Annotated in this window: 24 protein-coding genes; 20 read left to right on the top strand and 4 right to left on the bottom strand. The window is 63.9% G+C overall.

Going from position 1 to position 18,848, the window contains the following annotated elements; all coding sequences use genetic code 11:
• Positions 1 to 112 precede the first annotated feature (112 nt).
• The 3 genes from efp to G6N73_RS00670 all read right to left on the bottom strand — a co-directional run bounded on the left by efp (position 113) and on the right by G6N73_RS00670 (position 2,700).
• A complete protein-coding gene (gene efp, locus G6N73_RS00680; RefSeq protein ID WP_165021735.1) occupies positions 113 to 679 on the bottom strand; it encodes an elongation factor P in 567 nt (188 codons plus the stop codon).
• Positions 680 to 894: 215 nt separating this feature from the next.
• A complete protein-coding gene (locus tag G6N73_RS00675) occupies positions 895 to 2,031 on the bottom strand; it encodes an SEL1-like repeat protein (protein ID WP_165022747.1) in 1,137 nt (378 codons plus the stop codon).
• Positions 2,032 to 2,043: 12 nt separating this feature from the next.
• Positions 2,044 to 2,700, bottom strand: coding sequence for a thiamine phosphate synthase (locus tag G6N73_RS00670; RefSeq protein WP_165021732.1), 657 nt, complete (start codon positions 2,698 to 2,700; stop codon positions 2,044 to 2,046).
• A gap of 141 nt (positions 2,701 to 2,841) precedes the next feature.
• Here G6N73_RS00670 and G6N73_RS00665 point away from each other — a divergent pair, with 141 nt between their 5' ends.
• The 7 genes from G6N73_RS00665 to rcdA all read left to right on the top strand — a co-directional run bounded on the left by G6N73_RS00665 (position 2,842) and on the right by rcdA (position 8,730).
• Positions 2,842 to 3,612, top strand: coding sequence for a sulfite exporter TauE/SafE family protein (locus tag G6N73_RS00665; RefSeq protein ID WP_165021729.1), 771 nt, complete (start codon positions 2,842 to 2,844; stop codon positions 3,610 to 3,612).
• Between the two features lie 125 nt (positions 3,613 to 3,737).
• A complete protein-coding gene (locus G6N73_RS00660; RefSeq protein WP_165021727.1) occupies positions 3,738 to 4,928 on the top strand; it encodes an OpgC family protein in 1,191 nt (396 codons plus the stop codon).
• An 84-nt stretch (positions 4,929 to 5,012) separates the two neighbouring features.
• Complete coding sequence (locus tag G6N73_RS00655; RefSeq protein WP_165021720.1) at positions 5,013 to 5,258, top strand: type II toxin-antitoxin system ParD family antitoxin; 246 nt, start codon at positions 5,013 to 5,015, stop codon at positions 5,256 to 5,258.
• Positions 5,259 to 5,570, top strand: a complete 312-nt coding sequence (locus G6N73_RS00650; RefSeq protein WP_165021717.1) for a type II toxin-antitoxin system RelE/ParE family toxin — start codon at positions 5,259 to 5,261, stop codon at positions 5,568 to 5,570.
• Between the two features lie 88 nt (positions 5,571 to 5,658).
• Positions 5,659 to 7,299, top strand: coding sequence for an AMP-binding protein (locus tag G6N73_RS00645; RefSeq protein ID WP_165021714.1), 1,641 nt, complete (start codon positions 5,659 to 5,661; stop codon positions 7,297 to 7,299).
• Between the two features lie 133 nt (positions 7,300 to 7,432).
• The gene (locus G6N73_RS00640) at positions 7,433 to 7,852 is read left to right on the top strand and encodes a cbb3-type cytochrome c oxidase subunit I (RefSeq protein WP_165021711.1); all 420 of its coding nucleotides are present in this window, start codon (positions 7,433 to 7,435) and stop codon (positions 7,850 to 7,852) included.
• Between the two features lie 344 nt (positions 7,853 to 8,196).
• Positions 8,197 to 8,730 carry a protease adaptor protein RcdA gene (gene rcdA / locus G6N73_RS00635; protein ID WP_165022744.1) on the top strand — a complete coding sequence of 178 codons (534 nt, stop codon included), beginning with the start codon at positions 8,197 to 8,199 and terminating at the stop codon, positions 8,728 to 8,730.
• Between the two features lie 53 nt (positions 8,731 to 8,783).
• On the opposite strand, the gene G6N73_RS00630 is transcribed toward rcdA, so the two are convergent.
• Positions 8,784 to 9,050, bottom strand: coding sequence for a hypothetical protein (locus tag G6N73_RS00630; protein WP_206078581.1), 267 nt, complete (start codon positions 9,048 to 9,050; stop codon positions 8,784 to 8,786).
• Positions 9,051 to 9,317: 267 nt separating this feature from the next.
• Between G6N73_RS00630 and ruvC the strand changes: the two genes are divergently transcribed.
• The 13 genes from ruvC to ybgF all read left to right on the top strand — a co-directional run bounded on the left by ruvC (position 9,318) and on the right by ybgF (position 18,839).
• Positions 9,318 to 9,830, top strand: a complete 513-nt coding sequence (ruvC, locus tag G6N73_RS00625; protein ID WP_165021709.1) for a crossover junction endodeoxyribonuclease RuvC — start codon at positions 9,318 to 9,320, stop codon at positions 9,828 to 9,830.
• A 28-nt stretch (positions 9,831 to 9,858) separates the two neighbouring features.
• Positions 9,859 to 10,146, top strand: a complete 288-nt coding sequence (locus tag G6N73_RS00620; protein ID WP_343044533.1) for an AbrB/MazE/SpoVT family DNA-binding domain-containing protein — start codon at positions 9,859 to 9,861, stop codon at positions 10,144 to 10,146.
• Positions 10,147 to 10,191: 45 nt separating this feature from the next.
• Complete coding sequence (ruvA, locus tag G6N73_RS00615) at positions 10,192 to 10,812, top strand: Holliday junction branch migration protein RuvA (protein WP_165021705.1); 621 nt, start codon at positions 10,192 to 10,194, stop codon at positions 10,810 to 10,812.
• A 61-nt stretch (positions 10,813 to 10,873) separates the two neighbouring features.
• Positions 10,874 to 11,158, top strand: a complete 285-nt coding sequence (locus G6N73_RS37865) for an AbrB/MazE/SpoVT family DNA-binding domain-containing protein (RefSeq protein WP_165021703.1) — start codon at positions 10,874 to 10,876, stop codon at positions 11,156 to 11,158.
• The gene (locus G6N73_RS00605) at positions 11,155 to 11,553 is read left to right on the top strand and encodes a type II toxin-antitoxin system VapC family toxin (RefSeq protein ID WP_165021701.1); all 399 of its coding nucleotides are present in this window, start codon (positions 11,155 to 11,157) and stop codon (positions 11,551 to 11,553) included. Before G6N73_RS37865 ends, G6N73_RS00605 begins: the two co-directional genes overlap by 4 nt.
• Positions 11,550 to 12,590: a Holliday junction branch migration DNA helicase RuvB gene (gene ruvB, locus G6N73_RS00600; RefSeq protein WP_165021699.1), complete on the top strand. Its 1,041-nt coding sequence runs from the start codon at positions 11,550 to 11,552 to the stop codon at positions 12,588 to 12,590. Before G6N73_RS00605 ends, ruvB begins: the two co-directional genes overlap by 4 nt.
• Positions 12,591 to 12,621: 31 nt before the next feature.
• Entirely contained in the window at positions 12,622 to 13,092 is a 471-nt protein-coding gene (gene ybgC / locus G6N73_RS00595; protein ID WP_165021697.1) for a tol-pal system-associated acyl-CoA thioesterase, read from the top strand.
• Between the two features lie 250 nt (positions 13,093 to 13,342).
• On the top strand, positions 13,343 to 14,053 hold the full coding sequence (gene tolQ / locus G6N73_RS00590; protein ID WP_165021694.1) for a protein TolQ: 711 nt from the start codon (positions 13,343 to 13,345) through the stop codon (positions 14,051 to 14,053).
• Positions 14,054 to 14,064: 11 nt separating this feature from the next.
• Positions 14,065 to 14,523: a protein TolR gene (tolR, locus tag G6N73_RS00585; RefSeq protein ID WP_008834628.1), complete on the top strand. Its 459-nt coding sequence runs from the start codon at positions 14,065 to 14,067 to the stop codon at positions 14,521 to 14,523.
• A 6-nt stretch (positions 14,524 to 14,529) separates the two neighbouring features.
• Positions 14,530 to 15,597: a hypothetical protein gene (locus G6N73_RS00580; RefSeq protein ID WP_165021692.1), complete on the top strand. Its 1,068-nt coding sequence runs from the start codon at positions 14,530 to 14,532 to the stop codon at positions 15,595 to 15,597.
• Between the two features lie 68 nt (positions 15,598 to 15,665).
• Positions 15,666 to 16,952 carry a Tol-Pal system beta propeller repeat protein TolB gene (gene tolB / locus G6N73_RS00575; protein WP_246251565.1) on the top strand — a complete coding sequence of 429 codons (1,287 nt, stop codon included), beginning with the start codon at positions 15,666 to 15,668 and terminating at the stop codon, positions 16,950 to 16,952.
• Between the two features lie 206 nt (positions 16,953 to 17,158).
• Complete coding sequence (gene pal / locus G6N73_RS00570) at positions 17,159 to 17,662, top strand: peptidoglycan-associated lipoprotein Pal (protein WP_165021688.1); 504 nt, start codon at positions 17,159 to 17,161, stop codon at positions 17,660 to 17,662.
• 154 nt (positions 17,663 to 17,816) lie between these two features.
• Complete coding sequence (gene ybgF, locus G6N73_RS00565) at positions 17,817 to 18,839, top strand: tol-pal system protein YbgF (protein ID WP_165021686.1); 1,023 nt, start codon at positions 17,817 to 17,819, stop codon at positions 18,837 to 18,839.
• Positions 18,840 to 18,848: the final 9 nt, after the last annotated feature.

Genomic DNA, 18,848 nt, shown 5'->3' with positions numbered 1-18,848 from the left:
GGGTCGCTTGTTCGTTGGAAATGGGCAGTGGGCAATAGGCGGTAGGCAGCAGGAATGTCTAGTCGCAATGTGCCCCTACTGCCGATTGCCCACTGCCTACTGCCTCAATTACTCAGTCCGCCCGGCGGACGTAGGTGATCTCATTGGTGTCGACGATGATCCTCTCGCCCGACGAGATGAAGGGCGGCACAAGCACGCGGATGCCGTTTTCGAGCAGCGCCGGCTTGTAGGAGGAAGCCGCCGTCTGCCCCTTCACGACCGGGTCGGCCTCGGTGATGGTCAGCGTCACCTGGTCGGGCAGCGAGATGCCGATCGGGCGCTCGTCGTAAAGTTCGACCGTCACCATCATGCCGTCCTGCAGAAAGGCGGCGCGATCGCCGACGAAATCCTTCTGCAGTTCGAGCTGCTCGTAGCTCTCGGTGTCCATAAACACAAGCGCGTCGCCCTGCTCGTAGAGGTAGGAAAAATCCTTCTGCTCGAGACGGATCTTTTCCACTGTCTCGGCGGAGCGGAAACGCTCGTTGAGCTTGGTGCCGTTGATCAGGTTCTTCAATTCGACCTGGTTGTAGGCGCCGCCCTTGCCGGGCTTCACATGGTTGGTCCTGACCGCCACCCAGAGGCCGCCATCGTGCTCGATGACGTTGCCGGGACGGATTTCGTTGCCGTTGATCTTGGCCATATTTCGCAATTCCGGAGGTTTGTACGCCGACAGGCGGTTTCGGCGCCTCCAAGACCACAAATCGGCAAAAGAGGCAAGGGATCGAACTCGCGGCGCCGCCCTCGTGGTTCGAGGCTCCCCTTCGGCAAGCTCAGGGTCGCACCTCACCATGAGGACCTCCAGCGCCAACCTTCCTCATCCTGAGGTACGAGCGCAGCGAGCCTCGAAGGTCTTCGCTAACGCAGCCGGTTGGCGCGCTCCAGGGCCTTCTTGAGCTCTTCGTCAGTCAGACCGTCGAAGAAATCCTCCATCTCGGCATCGGTGAGCCCGGCGCGCCGGGCGAGGATGTACCAGGCCGCCGCCGCGATCGAATCCGGCTCAACGCCGAGTCCTTTCATGTAGAGCTTGGCGAGGCGGTTCTGCGCCGCGACATTGCCGCCTGCAGCCGCCCGCCGCATCCAGCCGAACCCTTCCTTCAGATTGCGCTCGCCGCCGCGCCCGTCGACCAGCCAAGTGGCGAGATCGAGCTGTGCGGTGTCGAAATTCTGCCGCGCTGCCAGCACCAGCCAGCGCCGCGCTTCCTTCTCGTCCCTGGCCTTGCCGCCGACGCCGTTGGCGTGGATTTGGGCCATGGCATATTGCGCGTCGGCGAGGCCGGACTTTGCGGCGCGCTCGTAATAGGAGACCGCCTTTTCCAGCCCTTTCGCCCCACCCTCGCGGTCGACCAGCATCTGCGCGAAATTGAACTGGGCCAGGCGGTTTCCGGCTTCGGCGGCCGCCTGCATGAGCGCATAGGCGCCCTGAGGGTCCTTCTTCACGAAACGCCCATCGAGGAGCATCAGCCCATACTGGAACTGCGCCTCCGGCACGCCCTGCTCGGAAGCGCGCGCGTACCATTTGGCGGCCTCGGCCTCGTTGCGGGCCATGCCGAGCCCGCGCGACAGGATTTCGGCGACCAGCGTCTGCGCGGCCGGGTCGCCGTTTTCGGCGCGCACCAGCGCCAGATTGTAGGCTGTCTTGTAGAGCCCGCGCTGGAACGCGCCATAGGCCGGATCGGCGGGCTTGGTCCCGAAACGCGCCGGGTCGGGTTTGCCGTCGACGGTGCGGGGGCCGCCGAACCGCGTGGGGTCGACGCCTAGCGGTTTTGCCCCTGCGGGCAAGGGACCGGACGCCGGTGGCGTGTCGGGAGTTTTTGCCAACGGCTCGATGGCGGGCGCTTTCTGCGTCGGCTCGGCGGCAGTGGCCTTAGGAGGCAATTTCGTTTCCGGCGCGGCCCTCTGATCAGCCGGCGCAGCGGCTTGCGCAAAGACGCCGGGCGTCGCCGCTGAAACCAGCGCCAGCGCCGTGAACCATGCCCGGACGGACAATTGCAGTACAGTCAAGACCTACTCCTCGAACCGTGGCGCCGTCTCGTCGAGAATGGCGTTGGCGCGCGCGACCGCCTGTGCGGGATCGACGCCCTCGCCAAAGACAGCGCTGGACAGCGCCACGAACTCGCATCCGGTTTCCGCCACCGTTTCGACCGAGGCGATGTCCGAACCGGCCATGACGATGCACGGGATTTCGATCATTTCGGCCCACCATTGCCCAAGCGCCAGGTTACGGTTGTGCGGCTCGGGCTTGTTGTCGTAGCCGAAGCGACCGAAGAATATGTAGTCGGGACGCGCCTCGCCAAGATCGAGCGCATCGTCGCGGGTCTTGGCCCCGCCCGCGCCGACAGTCATCCGGCCCTGGAAGCGATCGATCGCCTCCTCGAGTGCTGCCCGTCCCGTTTCGAGATGCAGGCCGTCGGCCCCGACCCGGCCGGCAATCCGCGTATCCTCCGCGATGATGGCGGCAATATTAGCCGCCTGCGCCACCGGCACGATCCGCTCTGCGAAGGCCTGGAACGAGGCTTCGTCGAGCCCGTAGGCGGGAAGGATGATCGAGGCGATATCGCCGCCCGAGATCGCGGCGCGCAGGCGTTGCTCGAACGCCGCGGCGTCTTCGCCCGGCGGAGCTATCAGCACGATTCGGCAGCGGTTTGGCGGTGTGACGGGCATTGCTGAGCTTTCTGTCGGTTCCCATGCAGCGGGATCGTGGTTGGATTTGGGCATAGACGAAGGCAGGTCGCTTGAACAGGGTTTGCGCCTCTCGCCGAATCGCCGCTGTCGCGATATTGCGGGATCGCGAAAGGCCCTTCCATGAACGCACTGCTCACCGATCCGTGGTTCTACGCGGCCGCCATTCCGGCCGTCATACTCGTCGGCCTGTCCAAGGGCGGCTTCGGCGGCGCGGTCGGCTTTGTCGGCGTGCCTTTGATGGCGCTGGTGATGCCGCCGGTGCAGGCGGCCGCGATCCTGCTGCCGATACTGGTGCTGATGGACATGGTTTCGCTGTGGACCTGGCGCGGCGTGTTCGACCGCCTGACGCTTGCAACGATGCTGCCAGGCGCGCTGGCCGGCATCGGCCTTGGCTGGCTGACGGCGGCGCTGGTCACAGCCGACATGGTGCGTTTCATCGTCGGTGCGGTAGCGATCGTTTTCGTCACGCGCTGGGTGTACCAGCAGTTCAGGCATGGTTCCGTCTATGCCGCCCAGCCGAACCGCATCGCCGCGGCTTTCTGGGGCGCCGTGGCCGGCTTCACCAGCTTCGTCGCCCATGTCGGCGGGCCGCCCTTCCAGGTCTATGCGCTGCCGCTGCGGATGGACCCGAAAGTGCTGACCGGCACCGGCGCGATCTTTTTCGCGGTCACCAATGCGGTCAAGCTGGTTCCCTATTTCGCGCTCGGCCAGTTCGACACGACCAACCTCACGGCCTCGGCCGTGCTGATGCCGATGGCGCCGCTCGCAACGCTTGCCGGCGCGTGGCTCGTGCGCCGCATGCGGCCGGAAGTGTTTTATCCGTTCACCTACGCCACGGTGGCGATCATCGGGCTCAAGCTGATCTGGGACGGCGTCATCCAAATGTTTTGAAGGTGAATTATTTTGTGACGGGGAGGCGCACAAATTCGCCTCTTTCGGACAGCTTCTGCGTGGCGGATTCGCCGCGCCGCCGACTCGGACCGCGTGGCGCCCGAGTGAATGTCACGGAAGAAGTCATGACCGCGATGACCGTCAGTCCCCAACCCAGGCGGGACACCCGCATCGACGTTTTCCGGGCGCTGGCCCTGCTGACGATCTTCGTCAACCACGTTCCCGGCACCCTGTTCGAGCACCTCACCCACAAGAATTTCGGCTTTTCCGATTCGGCCGAAGCCTTCGTCCTGATCTCCGGCGTCGCCGTCGGCCTGGCCTACGGACTGAAATTCCAGCCAGGCAACAGGCTGCTGATCGCGCTCAAGGCGTGGAAGCGGGCGGGCGTGCTCTATGTCGCTCACGTCATGACGACGGTGGCGACGCTGGCCATATTCTCGGCCGCTGCGCTTTACTTTGCCCGGCCCGATCTCCTGAAGCTGATCAACATCCAGATGATCATCGAGGACACGCCGGAGGCGCTGATCGGCATTGCCACGCTCGGCCATCAGATCGGCTACAACAACATATTGTCCATGTATGCGGCCGTGCTTTTGATGATGCCGTTCTTCCTGCTGCTGGGCAGCCTCAATCTCGGCCTGATGGTCACGGTCTCGGGCCTCGTCTGGCTGCTTGCCGGGATCTGGCAGATCGCTCCGGCCAACTACCCGGCCGACGGCTTCTGGTTCCTCAATCCGCTGTCCTGGCAGTTTCTCTTCATCATCGGCGTCGCTTCGACGATGCATGTCCGGCGCGGCGGCGAGCTCCGCTTCAACTGGTGTCTGGTCTTGCTGGCCGTAGCCTACCTCGTCTTTGCGCTGGTCTGGGTGCGGTTTTCGCTATGGGGCGCGGAGACATCGCTGGCGCTGCCCGCGGTGCTGGCCGGCTTCGACAAGACATTCCTTTCGCTGTCGCGGCTTCTGCACATTCTCTCGCTCGCTTATCTGATCGCAGTGGCGCCCAGCCTGTCGAACCTGGCGCGGACGAGCCCCCGCAATCCGCTCGCGGTTCTCGGCAGGCATTCGCTGCCCGTCTTCATCGCCGGCACCATGCTGGCGATGCTCTGCCAGGTGATGAAGATCATCAGCCCCGGAGGCTTTGTCTACGACACGGTGCTGATCTCGACCGGCATCGCGCTGCAATTCGCCTTCGCCTACTACCTCGAATGGCTGCCGAAGATCGGCTGGGGCGGACGCCGGCCCGCTGACATGGCGGCGACCGGATCCGCGCAATCGCCGGCGGCGTCCATCGGTGAAAGGGCCGGCGCGCTCTTCTGATCACGCTGACTAAGTCTCGGCCAATAACAAAGATTGCGCTATTCTTGCTATCGGCTATACTGACGCTCTGCAGGAGGCATCGTCATGAACGTTTCCATTGGAGAGCGCTGGGAAGGCTTTGTCACCCGAATTGTAAGGCAGGGCCGCTACGGTTCGGCAAGCGAAGTCGTGCGTGAAGGCCTGCGGCTCGTCGAAGAGCGGGAGGCAAAATTGCAGGCGCTTCGCGCGACACTGGATGCGTCGATCGCGGAAGGCGGAGCCCATAGCGATGACGAGGTAGAGGAGGCTATCGCGGCAAGAGCTGCAGCGCTTGCTGACGAAGGCTTTTGAGTGCCGCGCCTCGTCTATCTGGCGTCGGCTCGGCGGGATCTGCTTGCAATTCTTGATTACATCACGCGAGAGAGCGGCAGTCTGGCCATCGGCCGCCGCTTTATCGAAGAATTGCGCGGGCAGTGCGCGAAACTGGCGGCGCTGCCCGGAACATTGGGCCGGGCGCGGCCCGAACTGCGCCCGGACATCCGCAGCTTCGCGTTCGGGAGCTATGTGATTTTCTTTCGGTATGACGAAGACCGGCTCGAGGTCATCAACATCCTCGAGGGTCACCGCGACATCGTTGCCTATTACGAGGACGACAGGTCGTGACCGCCGGCCGCTGCATGCACCATCACCAGATGACGACGCCGATCGTTGCCGCTAAGCTTCGCCAAAATCATCCGGTGGGGAGACTTCAGTGGCGAGCATCTACGACGGCGGACTGGACCGGAATAAAGCCAATTTCCAGCCGCTGACGCCGCTCACTTATCTCGAGCGTGCGGCCAAGACCTATCCCGACCAGACCGCCATCATCCATGGTAGCGTGCGGCTCTCCTACCGCGATTTCTGGCGCCGGTCGCTGCAGCTCGCCTCGGCGCTGGCGCAAAAAGGCATCGGCAAGGGCGATACGGTGACGGTGATGTTGTCCAACACGCCGGCCATGCTGGAAGCGCATTTCGGCGTGCCTATGGTCAAGGCGGTGCTGCATTCGCTGAATACAAGGCTCGACGCGGCCGTCGTCGCATTCCAGCTCGATCACGCCGAGACCAAGGTTCTGATCGTCGACCGCGAGTTCTCCGCAGTCATGAAGGAGGCGCTGGCGCTCGCCAAGGTCCGGCCCCTGGTCATCGACTATGACGATCCGGAATACGCCGCCGACGCCCCCTATCCCAAGGGCGAGCGCATCGGCTCGCTCGATTACGAGGATTTTATCCGGAGCGGGGACCCGGAATTTTCCTGGTCGATGCCCGACGACGAGTGGGACGCGATTTCGCTGAACTACACGTCCGGCACCACCGGCAATCCCAAGGGCGTGGTCTATCACCATCGCGGCGCCGCGCTGATGGCTTACGCCAACACCATCCATGCCGGCATGGGCAAGCACCCGGTCTATCTGTGGACGCTGCCGATGTTCCACTGCAATGGCTGGTGCTTTCCGTGGACGCTGGCGGTGCAGGCGGGCACGCATGTCTGCCTGCGCTGGGTGCGGGCGAAGGCCATGTATGATGCCATCGCCGACCATGGCGTCACCCATCTCTGCGGCGCGCCCATCGTGATGTCGACGCTGATCAACGCGCCCGATGCCGAGAAGCGGGAATTTCCGCAGACCGTGACCTTCAACACCGCGGCCGCCCCGCCGCCGGAGGCTGTGCTTTCCGGCATGGCCGATGCCGGCTTTGCGGTGACGCATCTCTATGGGCTGACCGAGACCTATGGGCCGGCCGTCGTCAATGAGTGGCATGCCGATTGGGACGCACTCGACAAGGGCCTGCGCACGGCGAAGAAAGCTCGCCAGGGCGTGCGCTACGCCGCGCTGGAGGCGCTGACGGTGCTCGACCCCGAAACGATGGAGCCGACGCCCGCCGACAGCGAGACCATCGGCGAGGTCATGTTCCGCGGCAATATCGTCATGAAGGGTTATCTGAAGAACCGGCCGGCGACCGATGAAGCCTTCGCAGGAGGCTGGTTCCATTCCGGCGACCTCGGCGTGATGCACCCCGACGGTTACATCCAGCTCAAGGACCGGTCGAAGGACATCATCATCTCGGGCGGCGAGAACATTTCTTCCATCGAAGTCGAGGACGCTCTCTACAAGCATCCGGCCGTCGCCTCCTGCGGCGTGGTTGCGCGGCCCGACGAAAAGTGGGGCGAGACGCCGGTCGCCTATGTCGAGCTGAAGCCCGGAAAGGCTGCAACGGAGAGCGAGATCATAGAGCATTGCCGCACGCTCCTGGCGCGCTTCAAATGTCCGCGGACGGTGATCTTCGCCGAGATTCCCAAAACCTCGACCGGCAAGATCCAGAAATTCCGGCTGCGGGAACTGGCCAAGGCTCTGTAGCGGCTATGTAACCGTGCATAGACGCGGCTCGCGCTCAGGCGACATGGCGCCGAAACAATGCTGCTGCAAAAGGCCGGCGACGCGGTAGAATAAGGATGCACGGCCGCGGGGGCGGCTCAGCAAGGGGTGCACAATGCACGGGATAGCACGCAACTTCTTCACGCTGGCGATAGGCTACGCCATCGCCGGAATGATACTCGGCCTTGCCATGTCGATCAGCCATGACCATGCCCAGATGCCTACCCACGCCCACATCATGGTGGCGGGCTGGCTGATGTCGGCGGTGTTCGCGTTCTTCTATCAGCTGGTTCCGGCGGCCCGCGCTTCGCGACTGGCGCCTGCGCATTTCTGGCTGACCGCGGTGAGCGGCGTCGGACTCGTTATCGGGCTGTTCTTCCTGCTTGGCGGCAATCCGGGAATCGAGCCCGTTGTGGCCGTCAGCTCGATCGGCTTCTTCGCCTCGCTACTGCTTTTCGCCTGGATAGCGCTGCCGGTGCTGTGGAAGGCCGACGATCGGGCGGCTGTGCCAACACGGGACGCGACGGCCGGTTGACGACAATTTTTTCACGGCCGTTAACCCATCGTTAAGCTTTACGGGCGTTTACTAAGCGCATCCAGTGATCTGGATTCTTACCGAGTGGTTTGGAGCCACTTCGTTTGACGCCTCCCTGTTAAACTCCTGAGAGCCGCTTTTCAGCGGCTCTTTTTTTTGGCCGCAGCGGTCCTTCTGTGGACAACCCGGCCTCGCCTGGGCGCGTTAACCTTCTGTTAAACATGTGCTTGCCTTCAATCATGCACGGGCGCATTTTCCCGAAACGGTATCGTATAGGTTCGGAACGCGCCGGCGGGCAGCCAACATGTGGCATGCGGCGGTTTCAGGAGTGCAGGGGCGACATGATGATCGAGGCTTTGAAGGGCGGCGGAAAGACGGTCAGGCTGGCGGAACGCCGGATCTTTTCCCAGTCCTTCAAGCCCCTCTACAATGAGGGGATGGGGCTGGTCGAACAGGCTGCCGAGTATCTCGACGGCCCCGGCCGCACCGAAGCCAAGAAGCTGTCGCGGCTGGCGGCCACGCTCTACGCCGCAGAATCCATGCGACTCACTACCCGCCTGATGCAGGTTGCATCATGGTTGCTCCTGCAGCGGGCCGCCAATTCCGGCGAGATGACGCGCGACCAGGTGGCTTCGGAGAAATCCAAGGTGCGGCTCGACACGGCTTCGGCTCACGACGACGCGGCCGGCTGGAACGAACTGCCGGAAGCTTTCGTCGATCTGGTGAACCGTTCGCTGAGGCTTCAGGCGCTGGTGCGCCGGATGGACGAGGAGATCTATGGCCGCGCCGGCAACGCCGCGGCGACGCCGGCCGCAAGACGCACCAATCCGGTCTCGGACCAGATCACGCTTTTGAACACGGCGTTCGCCCGCGGCTGACCGGTTCGCCACCGTAAAAAACAGCGGGCTTCCGTCACCGGCTGCCTCACTCCTCAGGTGAAGCCGTTGGACGGCGGCTTTCGCGGCGCAGGGGCCCCGATGGCGCCTGCCGGCCTTTCGGGATTCACGCCCGGCCAGTTGCGGGCACAGACCTGCCGCAGATCGTTGCGTATGAGCGGGCTGTCCAGAATTTCGGCCGCTTCGGGGTAGCCCTCCTTGATGAGCGCGGCAATGATGGTGATCGGCTCGAGATGCAGCCCGCTCGCCGCAAGCTCGTAGGCCCGGCTGTAAATGTAGTCTTCGCGCTTATCGCGAGTCACGATTCTCCCCTTGGCCTCGCGCCCATACCAAGTCGAAACCGCGGATATAGGGGGCTATTCAGTTGCGTAAATACTGTTTTAGACGAATGGCGGATGAACCGGCGGAGATGTCGACAGGGACAGGGGGCATTCCGCCGGTTCAACTGCAACCCGCCAGAGGCAAAGGGGCAGCCATCGCAAACGTGGCGGCGCTTAATCGGTTCCCTGTTCCGAGCGATCGACAGGCTTTTCCTGACAAGCGCCTTCGGCGCGGGTAGATTCGTCCGCATGAACAGCGCGATTCGCATCATCGGCATCGACCCAGGGCTTCGGCGCACCGGCTGGGGCATCGTCGATACGCTCGGCAATTCGCTGCGTTTCGTCGCTTCCGGTACCGTGCGATCCGACGACAAGGCGTCGCTTGCCGCGCGGCTTTGCCAGCTGCATGACGGCCTCTCCGAGATATTGCGCGCCCAGCTGCCGCACGAGGCGGCGGTCGAGGCAACCTTCGTCAACCGGGATGCGGCCGCCACGCTGAAGCTCGGCCAGGCGCGCGGCGTCGCCATGCTGGTCCCCGCACTTGCCGGGCTCCTAGTCGCTGAATATGCGCCGAACGCCGTCAAGAAGGCAGTGATCGGCGTCGGCCATGGCGACAAGAAGCAGATCGCCATGATGGTCAAGGTGCTGATGCCGAAGGCTGTCTTCGACAGCGAGGATGCCGCCGACGCGCTGGCGATCGCCATTTGCCATGCGCATCATCGGCAAAGCGCGGTGGCGAGGCTGGCGGCGCTTGCGGGGTGATGTTCTTGACTTGTTCCGCGCAGGCGGGATAGGTAGGTTTCGGGGCGCTACCAAGCGGGTTACGACCAAAGGCCGGGTTACGATACCGAAGGAAGTTCGAGATCGGCTTGGCATTGGGCCGGGATCGGAAGTGGAATTCGTGGAAGGGGCCGGCGGCATCGTTCTCCGGAAGCGAGAAGACCCGCCGCCATCGCCCAGCCAGACATTCGAAGAACGGGTTGCGAGCATGTCCGGCACCTGCGACACGATGGGAATGGATGGCAAGGAATATGTCGATTGGCTGCGGGGACCACGTGACGATATCGACCCTGATTGATCCCGATGGCGCCGCCGTTGAAATCATAGCCCCGGACACCCATCCATGATCGGCAAGCTCAAGGGCACGCTCGACGAGGTCGACGAGGATCACTGCATCGTCGACGTTCACGGCGTCGGTTACGTCGCTTACTGCTCATCGCGCACGCTCGCCGCCCTGCCCGCGCCGGGCGAGGCGATGACGCTGTTCATCGAGACCTATGTGCGCGAGGACATGATCCGGCTCTACGGCTTCCGGACGGCGCTGGAGCGTGAGTGGTTCCGCATGCTGATGAACAATGTGCAGGGCGTCGGCGCCAAGGTGGCGCTGGCGATCCTTTCCACCCTGGCCCCTTCCGACCTGGCGAACGCGATTGCGTTGAGGGACATCGCCACGGTTTCCCGCGCGCCGGGCGTCGGAAAAAAGGTCGCCGAGCGCATTGTGACCGAATTGAAGAACAAGGCGCCGGCCTTTGCCGGGACCGCGTCCGGCACGATCGGGCTGAAGCAGGAACTCGGCGAAGGCGTTGCGCCCGCGCCCGTCGCCGACGCGGTCTCGGCGCTCACCAACCTTGGCTATTCGCGCGACATCGCGGCGAATGCCGTGGCGGCTGCGATGAAAAGCGCGGGGGACGGCGCGGATTCGGCCAGGCTGATAAGGCTGGGGTTGAAGGAACTGGCGCGGTAAATTGTGGCTTGCGTTAGTGAAATTTCCTTACCTATATAGTGATGTAAGGATGGAGGTTTCGATGGGGTATCAGTCCAAAGTCACTTCAAAAGGCCAGACGACAATCCCGCAAGAAGTGCGCGAATATCTGAATTTGAAGCCAGGTGATCGGATCAACTATGTCCTCGACAACGGTCTAGTTCGGCTGATCCCGAAGAATCGCAATATCGCTGATCTTGCCGGGTTTCTGGGTAAGCCGCCTAAGGGAGCAGGTGCGACACTTGAGGACTTCGACAAGGCAATCGGCGACTATCTCGCCGAAGACGACGAGCGCATTCGCCGGCAATGGCGTGAGGGCCGCGAATGATTGGTGTCGATACCAATATCCTCCTTCGATACATCGTCAAAGACGATGCGGAGCAGTATGCGAAAGCAGAGGCTTTCCTGAAAGCTCGCACGGCAGATGACCCTGCCTTCGTCAGTTTGATCGTGCTTGTCGAACTGACCTGGGTTCTTAGACGCCTCTATCGGTACCCCCGTGCTCAAGTCCATGCCGTACTACTATTGATTGTCGAGACGGCCGGCCTCGTCGTCGAGGACGAATACTTCGTTTCGATGCTCGTAGGCAGCGGCGTGGCGCTGAAAGATGAATTGGCCGACCACTTGATAGTTCACGCCGCAGCCAAAGCCGGTTGCGCGCAAACACTTACTTTCGACCGCGACGCCGTTGCTGCGGTTTCAGGCATGGAACTCCTCGCATGAACACCGCGCCGCGCCTGATCTCTCCCGACCCGCGCGGCGAGGACGCCGATACGACGCTGCGGCCGCAGAGCCTCGACGAATTCGTCGGGCAGGCGGCTGCGCGGGCCAATCTGAAGGTATTCGTGGAGGCCGCGAAGGGCCGGGGCGAGGCGCTCGACCATGTGCTGTTCGTCGGTCCGCCCGGCCTCGGCAAGACCACGCTGGCGCAGATCATGGCGCGCGAGCTCGGCGTCAATTTCCGCTCGACCTCCGGCCCGGTCATCGCCAAGGCCGGCGATCTCGCCGCCCTGCTCACCAATCTCGAGGACCGCGACGTTCTCTTCATCGACGAGATCCACCGGCTGTCGCCAGCGGTCGAGGAGATCCTCTATCCGGCGATGGAGGACTATCAGCTCGACCTGATCATCGGTGAAGGTCCTGCTGCGCGCTCGGTCAAGATCGACCTGGCGAAGTTCACGCTGGTAGCGGCAACCACCCGGCTCGGCCTGCTCACCAATCCGCTGCGCGACCGTTTCGGCATTCCGGTGCGGCTGAATTTCTACTCGGTCGAGGAACTGGAGATGATCGTGCGGCGCGGCGCGCGCATTCTGGCCATGCCGCTCGGCGACGACGGAGCGCTGGAGATCGCAAGGCGCGCCCGCGGCACGCCGCGCATTGCAGGGCGGCTCCTGCGCCGGGTGCGCGATTTCGCAAGCGTCGCCGGCGCCGACCACGTTTCCCGCAAGGTCGCCGACGAGGCGCTGACCCGTCTGGAAGTCGACGCGCTCGGGCTCGACCAGCTCGACCGGCGCTATCTCACGATGATCGCGCAAAATTTCGGCGGCGGGCCGGTCGGCATCGAGACGATCGCGGCGGGGCTTTCCGAGCCGCGCGACGCCATAGAGGACATCATCGAGCCCTATCTGATCCAGCAGGGTTTTATCCAGCGCACCCCGCGCGGCCGCGTGCTGACGGCGAACGCCTGGAAGCATCTCGGGCTCGAAGCGCCGCGCGACCTCGCCATCCAGCAGATCAGCCTGTTTGAGGATGAGGAGTGAACGAAGCAGCGCGGGCGAAAAGGAAAGTGCGATGGGAGATCATGGTGAACGCGAAAGGCTGATGGCCGGCCTTTCCGGCGAACTCACGCCCGCCGGCCACCGCCTGATGGCGCGGGTCTACTATGCCGACACCGATTTTTCCGGCGTCGTCTATCATGCCCGCTATCTCGAATTCTTCGAGCGCGGCCGCTCCGATTTCCTGAGGCTGGCCGGCGTGCACCATACCGAACTCGCCGGCGGCAAGCACGGCGAGAGGATCGTCTGGGTAGTGCGGCGCATGGAGATCGACTTTCGCGGCTCCGCCCGCATCGACGACATACTGACGGTGGAGACACGCACCGAGGAGATTTCCGGCGCGCGCATCTTCATGGCGCAGCAATTGAAGCGCGGCGAGGAAGTGCTGGTCGAAGCGAAAGTGGAGGCCGCTATCATCGGCGAAAACGGCCGGCCGAGGCGCTTTCCGCGCGAATGGCTCGCGGCTTTCATACCGGGCAGGGCGTGATTCAGAGCGCCGGCCACTAACCCATCCTTAACCTTAACGGTCCATGAAGAGATCGGAGCAAACTGTGGCTTGCTCCGGTGAAATCGGGTGGATTCGGCGCGCCTTCGTTTCACCAAACTTTGCCCTGAAAAGGCCCGCGAAGGCGCATTTTCAGGGGCATTCCGAAAGCTTCGCGCGAACGGACCGAACGGGATGATGCGCATTGGGCTAAGCCGCGAGCCAAGCCCCGGATATCTAAGGAATTGTCTTTATGGAAAACCTACCTCTCGCCGAGCCGGGCGTGCAATTGTCGATCTGGGGGCTGTTCTGGCAGGCCGGCTGGGTCGTGAAGCTGGTGATGATCGGCCTGCTTCTGGCCTCGATCTGGACCTGGGCGATCGTCGTCGACAAACTGATCGCCTATGCCCGCATGCGCGGTGCGCTGAACCGCTTCGAGCAGATATTCTGGTCGGGACAATCGCTGGAAGAACTCTACCGCACGCTCGCCGACCGCAAGACCGTCGGCATGGGCGCGATCTTCGTGGCGGCGATGCGAGAATGGAAGAAGAGCTTCGAGAAGGGCGCGAAATCGCCGCTCGGCCTGCAAACCCGCATCGACAAGGCGATGGATCTGGCGCTGACGCGCGAAATGGAGCGGCTGGAAGGCAAGCTCGGCTTCCTCGCCACCATCGGTTCGGCGGCGCCCTTCATCGGCCTGTTCGGCACCGTGGTCGGCATCATGACCTCGTTCCAGGCCATCGCGGGATCGAAGTCGACCAATCTGGCGGTCGTGGCCCCCGGCATCGCCGAGGCGCTGCTGGCCACCGCGATCGGTCTGCTCGCCGCCATACCCGCGGTCATCGCCTACAACAAATTGTCATCGGACGCCGGCAAGATCGCGGTCCGGATGGAAGGCTTCGCCGACGAGTTCTCCGCCATACTCTCGCGCCAAATCGATGAAAAAGTAGCCCCCAAGGGCTGAGGACAACAAGCATGGGAATGTCAGCGGGACAAACGGGCGGGCGCGGGTCGCGCGGCCACAGGCGGCGCGGCCGCCATCACGGCCTGATATCGGAAATAAACGTCACGCCTTTCGTCGACGTGATGCTGGTGCTGCTCATCATCTTCATGGTGGCCGCACCCCTGTTGACGGTCGGCGTGCCGATCGACCTGCCGGAGACGCAGGCCAAGGCGCTGAACTCCGATACGCAGCCGATCACCGTCTCGGTCAACCAGGGCGGCCAGATCTATCTTCAAGAGACGGAGATCCCGCTCGAGGAAGTGGTGCCGAAACTCGAGGCGATCGCCCAGGCGGGGTATGAGGAACGCATCTATGTGCGCGGCGACAGGACCGCCGACTACGGCACGGTGATGAAGGTGATGGCGCGCATCTCGGCGGCCGGATACCGCAATCTCGGCCTTGTGACGCTACAGGAACAGGACGGCCAGTAAGCCCAGATGAAAGCGGGTCTCACCACCTCGGTTTTAATGCACGCGGCGCTGCTCGGCTTCGGCCTGTTCACGCTGTCGGCGCCGAGCGCGCTCGAGGTCGCCGACGTCGAGGCGCTGCCGGTCGACATCGTGCCGGTCGAGGAGATCACCCAGATCCAGCAGGGCGACAAGACCGCGACGGTGAACGAGACGCCTGCGCCGCTGCCGACCAAGAAGCCGGACATCGTGCCCGAAGCGCAGAAGGCCGGCGAAAACACCGTCGACACCGATAAGCCGGTGACGCCTGAGGCGAAGCCGAAGCCAGTCGAGACGGCGGCAGCGCCTCCACCGTCCCCCGAGCCCGCGCCGCGGCCCGAGCCGGTCGAACAGCCCAAGCCAGAGCCGGTGAAGCAGCCCGAGCCGAAGCAGGAAGCGGCACCCGCCACGGAAGTGGCTCCGACCGCCGAGCCGAAGCAGGAGGTGACGCCCGACCCGGTCGCCGAAACGATCGTCGCCGAAACGGCCGAGGCCGAGGCGGTGAAACTCCCCGAAAATGCTCCGTCGCCCGAGGCGCGGCCGAAGCCGCCGCAGGCGCAGACCGCCAAGACGCCTGACCGCAAGGAAGCCGACAAGCCGACGCAGGAAGCCGCGGCCAGGCCGAAATCCACGGAAAAGGAATTCAACGCCGATGAGGTCGCAGCGCTTCTCAACAAGGAGAAAGCGTCGGGCGGCGGCGCCAAGCGCTCGACGCAGCAGGCCGCGCTTGGTGGCGAAAAGACCACCAGCGGCTCGAAACTGTCGCAGAGCGAGATGGACGCGCTGCGCGGTCAGGTCCAGCGCTGCTGGAACGTTCCTGCCGGCGCGCTTGACGGCGAGGCGCTGAAGGTCTCGGTCCAGTTCAGGCTCGACCCCAGCGGCGCGCTCGAAGGCACGCCCGAGATCATCGCGGGCGGCGGCTCTTCCGGTGTCGAACGCGCGGCCGCAGAGGCCGCCCGCCGCGCCGTGTCGCGCTGCGCTCCCTACAATCTTCCCGCCGAAAAGTATGACGCGTGGGCCGACGTCATCGTCAACTTCGATCCGAGTGAGATGTTCTGAGGCATCCGCATGCCCGATACGGACCAAAGAGGCTGAACTACATGAAGCACTTCCTGACGACACTCCTGATGATGGGCGCTCTCGCGGCCGGAATGAGCGCGGCTGTCCTGCCGGCGCGGGCGCTGGTCGAGATCGACGTCAACAAGGGCAATGTCGAACCGCTGCCGATCGCCATCACCGACTTCCTGTCGGCCGATGCGCTGGGCGCGGAAATCGCCGGCATCGTCGCCGCCGACCTCAAGCGATCCGGCCTGTTCGCGCCGATCGACAAGGGCGCTTTCATCGAAAAGATCTCCAACCCCGACGCGGCCCCCCGCTTCGAGGACTGGAAAGTCATCAATGCGCAGGCGCTGGTCACCGGCCGCGTCAGCGAGGAGGCCGACGGCAGGCTGCGCGCCGAGTTCCGGCTGTGGGACACCTTTGCCGGCCAGCAGCTCACCGGCGAGCAGTTCTTCTCCTCCAAGGCCAATTCGCGTCGCGTCGCCCACATCATCGCCGACGCCATCTACGAGCGGCTGACAGGCGAGAAGGGCTATTTCGACACCCGCGTGGTTTTCATCGACGAATCCGGCTCCAAGAACCAGCGCCGCAAGCGCCTGGCGATCATGGACCAGGACGGCGCCGGCGTGCGCTATCTGTCGGACGGCAAGGCGATCGCGCTGACGCCGCGCTTCTCGCCGACCCGCCAGGAAATCACCTACATGTCCTATGAGAGCGGCGAGCCGCGGGTCTATCTCTTGCAGATCGAGACCGGACAGCGTGAACTGGTTGGCAATTTCCCGGGCATGACCTTTGCGCCGCGTTTTTCGCCCGACGGCCAGAAGGTGATCATGAGCCTGCTGCGCGAAGACGGCAATTCCAACATTTTTTCCATGGATCTGCGCAGCCGCACGACGACGCGGCTGACCAATTCCAACGCGATCGACACTTCGCCCTCCTATTCGCCGGACGGCAGCAAGGTGGTCTTCACCTCCGACCGCGGCGGACGCGCGCAAATCTACGTGATGGGCGCCGACGGCTCCGGCCAGACCCGCATCTCCTTCGGTGATGGCGTCTATTCGACGCCGGTGTGGTCGCCGCGCGGCGACCTCATCGCCTTCACCAAGCAGTCGGGCGGGCAGTTCTCGATCGGCGTGATGAAGACCGACGGTTCCGGCGAGCGCATCCTCTCGACCGGCTTCCAGCAGGAAGGTCCGACCTGGGCGCCCAATGGCCGTGTCCTCATGTTCTTCAAGGAGGAAGCCGGCTCGGGTGGTCCGCGCCTGCACTCGATCGACCTGACCGGCCGCAACGAACAGCCGATCCCGACGGCGAATTTCGCCTCGGACCCGGCCTGGTCGCCGCTGCTCGAATAATCCGACAAATGCGGCGGCTCACCGTATCGCCGCGTTTGCGCCGCAATTCCGCCTAGGGTGCGCGCAAACTGGAACACAGAACGGCCCGGCATTGCGGACGGCAATGGCGGTGACCGAAAATTAACCATGTTCCTTGAACCCCGGTTAACCGCAACGTGGTTACTGGAAATTCAATGATTTCACTCAAATGCGAAGGAGAGGCGGGGATGCGCCGCATCGCGAAACTAACCACGAATCCCGTAATCATCGCCATGGTGGCGGCGCTGGCGATCGCCGGCTGCGCCTCCAAGAAGACGCCCAACAGCGCCGCCGATCTCGGCCTCGGCGCAGGCGCGGCGACGCCAGGATCGACGCAGGACTTCACCGTCAATGTCGGCGACCGCATCTTCTTCGATACGGACTCCTCGGCGATTCGCGCCGACGCGCAGGGCATCCTCGCCCGCCAGGCGCAGTGGCTGAACAAGTATCCCAACTACGCCATCCAGATCGAAGGCCATGCCGACGAGCGCGGCACGCGCGAATATAATCTGGCGCTCGGCGCGCGCCGCGCCGCCGCGACCCGCGACTATCTCGCCGCCCAGGGCGTCGCCGCCAACCGGATGCGCACCATCTCCTTCGGCAAGGAAAAGCCGGTCGCGGTCTGCGACGACATTTCCTGCTGGTCGCAGAACCGCCGCGCGGTGACCGCGCTGAGCGGCGTCGGAAGCTGATCCAACTGACACAGTTGCGTTCAAAGGCGGCCCCAGCGGCCGCCTTTTTCGTTCCTACGGCCTGCAAACAAAATTTGGCCGAAGTCTCGCGTCCTGATAAAAGCGAAAAAGCGCGGTTCCGCGCGACGCAATATCCACCTTCCGCGAGAGGCATATGTATTTTCGAGCGATCCTGAGCGGCACACTCGCCGCAATCCTTCTTTCCGGGACGGCCGCGTTCGCCCAGCCGAGCGAGCAAGACCGCCCCGGCATCATCGACCTGCTGCCCAAATTCGGACTTCCCGGCGTGTTCGGCGCAAAAAAAGCCGACGAGACCGTGCGCTACGCTCAGGCCGGCGATCCGCGATTGGTCGCGCTCGAAGAGCAGATCCGCTCGCTGTCGGGCACGATCGAGGAGCTCAACTTCCAGATCCTGCAGATGCAGGAGCAGATGCGCAAGATGCAGGAAGACAACGAGTTCCGCTTCCAGGAGCTGGAAAAGCGCTCGGACGCGAAGGGCAAATCCAACCGCAGCGTCGCCGAAGCCCCGGCGGCCGCGCAGCCGCAGCCGCCTGCCGGCGGGGGCGCGGCGCAGGCGCCCAGCAGCGTCGAGGAGGTCATCACCGGCGACGCCGGCCAGGCTCCCTCCGCGCCCGGCGCGCCGCCGAAGACCTTCGGCACCATCACCTTCGATGAGAACGGCAACGTCAAGGGCGCCGGCGACCAGACGACGCAGGGCGTGATCACGCCGCCACCGGCGAACGGAACCACTCCCGCCCCCGGCGGCGAAGTGGTGGCGGCGCTGCCCGCGACCGACGATCCGGAAGAGCTGTACCGCAATTCCTACGAATTCATCCTGTCGGGCGACTACAGCACGGCGGAAGCCGGCTTTCGCGACCACATTGCGCGCTTCCCCTCCGACCCCAAGACTGCGGACTCGCATTTCTGGCTCGGCGAATCGCTGCTCGGCCAGCAGAAATACCGCGACGCGGCCGAGGTTTTCCTCGCCGCCAACAAGAACTACCCGGATTCCAAGAAGGCCCCCGACATGCTGCTCAAGCTCGGCGTATCGCTGGTCGGCCTCAACCAGCGCGACGTCGCCTGCGCGACCTTCGCCGAAATCGGCAAGCGCTACCCCGACATTTCCGGTGCGCTCAAGGGCCGCGTCAAGCAGGAACAGGCGCTGGCCGCGTGCTGACCTGAAGCG

Origin of the sequence: Allomesorhizobium camelthorni, assembly GCF_011045125.1 — a bacterium.
Classification (GTDB): Bacteria; Pseudomonadota; Alphaproteobacteria; order Rhizobiales; family Rhizobiaceae; genus Allomesorhizobium; species Allomesorhizobium camelthorni.
The sequence above is the reverse complement of the archived record's forward strand: the minus strand, read 5'-3'. Positions and strand labels throughout refer to the sequence as shown.